We start from the raw sequence: 2,573 nt of genomic DNA, 5'->3' as shown, positions 1-2,573 counted from the left end.
CCCGACCCGCCGACCTCACCCGGATACAACACTGGTCCGCCTGGCGCCGACACCACCAAGCCCGAGCACGCGCCAGCCACTACAAACGCCGGCACCAACTCGAATCAACCTGGTCAAGCCATAACCCGTGACTGCCGTATTAGGTGATCTACGATAATGATCGAGTTTGGCCTTCGAGAATATCAGCTGCATATATTGGCGACCATGCCTCTATCGCGGAGGGTGATGGACGCGCTTGACGAGTTGCGGGCGACGCCGGATGAAGCTAGAACGACGCTTAATAACGCCGAACGTGTCGGGTTGTTTCGGCCCGGACATCTGATCGAACTTGAGTTGTCAATATTGGGCGAGCCGAGTACTGAATTATCTCGACCGTTGCCCGGGGAACCGTTTTCCGAAAGCTTTGCCGGATCAAGAGCGTTCGCGTTTCAGCTACCTGTATTTGTTGGCCTTCATTACGTCATCAACGTGACTCCAACTGGCGTGGTGTGGGGCCAACATATGGCACGTCCAATGGATCAAAGTACCCCTATGATTGAGACATTTGACGATCTCCAGCCTTGGCGATTTGTCAAAGAAGAGGTCTTGGCTGCGCTGAGGACGCACGAATTAATTGACGAATTCTCGTTTAGCGAGACCTACTCGGGTGTAATGGACGAGCCGCGCTTCGCCCATGGCCGGTCTGTTGTAGTCCGCTTCGACTTCGGTCTTCTGCAGGAGGCGCAAGACGCGACGATTGCCGGGCGCTGACGGGCGTGAGTGCGGGGTGATTGATCCAAAGCCGTGGTAGTTCTGCCACTACATACGGTCACGTCCATGGTGATGGTGTACGACACGACGATCACCGGCTGATCCTGATGGGAGTTTAGGCGGCGGTCAGCTCGGGTTGAGGCTGCGCCACGGCTTCGGTGTGTTGTTGGTCTTCGATGGTCTCCTTGCGGGCCTTGGCGAGCAGTTCGATACCCATGTATCGCCGCTGCTCGGTCCACTCGTCGGTTTGCTCGGCCAAGACCGCACCGACGAGGCGGACGATCGCGCCACGGTTGGGGAAGATTCCGACGACGTCGGTGCGGCGGCGGATCTCCTTGTTGAGACGCTCCTGCGGGTTGTTGCTCCAAATCTGGCGCCAGATCTCGTGCAGGAAGCTGTTGAACGCCAACAGGTCTTCGCGTGCATCGTCCAGAGACGCTGCATCGGGATACTTGGCGCCGATGGTGTCCACCACCCTGGCGAACTGGGCGCGGACCTCGGCGGCGTCGGGCTGGTCGAAGATGGTGCGCACCATGGTGGCCACCCACGGCTGCGCAGACTTGGGCACCTTCGTCAAAAGGTTGCGCAGGTAGTGGGTGCGGCAGCGTTGCCACGCCGCACCGGGCAGCGTGGCGGCGATGGCGTTGACCAGGCCACGGTGGGCATCGGAGATGACCAGCTTGACGCCCTTGAGGCCACGGGCCGTGAGGCTGCGCAGGAAGGCCAGCCAGCCGGCGCCGTCCTCGTCGGAGACGACATCCAGGCCCAGCACTTCCCGGTAGCCCTCAACGTTGACCCCGACCGCGACCAGACAGGCGACGTTGACCGTGCGGCCGTTCTCGCGGACCTTCATCGTCAACGCGTCCAGCGACACGAACGTGTAGTGGCCCGAGTCCAGCGGCCGGCTGCGAAACGCCTCCACCTGCGCGTCCAGGTGCGAGGCCATCTCCGAAACCTGGCTCTTGGACAGCCGGGTCACGCCCAGCTGCTCGGCCAGCTTCTCCACCCACCGCGTCGAGACCCCGAGCAGATAGCTGGTGGCCACCACGGTGACCAGGGCCTGCTCGGCGCGGCGCCGGTGAGTCAGCAGCCAGTCCGGGAAATACGAGCCTTGCCGCAGCTTCGGGATCTGCAACTCGACGGTGCCGGCTCGGGTGTCCCATTCCCTTGTACGGTAACCGTTTCGGCGGTTGGTGCGCTCATCGGAGCGTTGGCCGTAGTCGGCCCCGCAGAGGGCGTCGGCGTCGGCGGACATCAGCGCGTTGGCGAACGCGGTGATCATTGTCCGCAACACGTCGGGGTGACCCTCGGCCACCTGTTGGCGCAGCACAGCGGCAACGTCCACACTGTTGGGTGCGGTCATCGGTTTCTCTCCTTCAAGATCTTGGTCGTTCTCGAAGGATCAATCCGATGACCGTCTATGTCGTTACGGGCAAGTCAACGACCCGACCCTGATACACCACTTCCGTGGACGCCACCCTACATTTATTTATATATATACAAGGCAGCTGGTGGGTTCAACGTGTCAGGTGAGCGCGCACCGTCGTAACCATCCTGGACCCATACCGACATCGCGGATCACCGCTCCTTCGGGATCACCGGCCTCCAACAACCGGCAATATGGACAAATCGCACGCCAAGCCGATTAGCCAGCAAAGTCTCCGAAGGGGGAACCTCAGCGATGGCCAAGACCCGGCCACCACATGAACTCGTCGGCATCCCACTGGGCCAGACAGGACTACGCGCCCGCTACGGCGTGACCATCGTGGCGGTCAAACCGCAGAATGGCACGTTCACCTACGCCGACCGGGAAACCATCCTCC

General features: G+C 61.4%; 2 protein-coding genes. One reads left to right on the top strand and one right to left on the bottom strand.

Annotation, left to right across the window (positions count from 1 at the left end; all coding sequences use genetic code 11):
• Positions 1 to 156 precede the first annotated feature (156 nt).
• On the top strand, positions 157 to 750 hold the full coding sequence (locus DM816_RS43360; RefSeq protein ID WP_162908408.1) for a hypothetical protein: 594 nt from the start codon (positions 157 to 159) through the stop codon (positions 748 to 750).
• A gap of 115 nt (positions 751 to 865) precedes the next feature.
• Here DM816_RS43360 and DM816_RS41390 read toward each other — a convergent pair whose 3' ends face one another.
• On the bottom strand, positions 866 to 2,113 hold the full coding sequence (locus DM816_RS41390) for an IS256 family transposase (RefSeq protein ID WP_117215882.1): 1,248 nt from the start codon (positions 2,111 to 2,113) through the stop codon (positions 866 to 868).
• Between the last annotated feature and the right edge of the window lie 460 nt (positions 2,114 to 2,573).

Origin of the sequence: Allorhizocola rhizosphaerae (assembly GCF_003426775.1) — a bacterium.
In the GTDB taxonomy this organism is placed as follows: Bacteria; Actinomycetota; Actinomycetes; order Mycobacteriales; family Micromonosporaceae; genus Allorhizocola; species Allorhizocola rhizosphaerae.
Note: the sequence above shows the minus strand (reverse complement) of the source record. Positions and strands in the feature narration are given on the sequence as shown.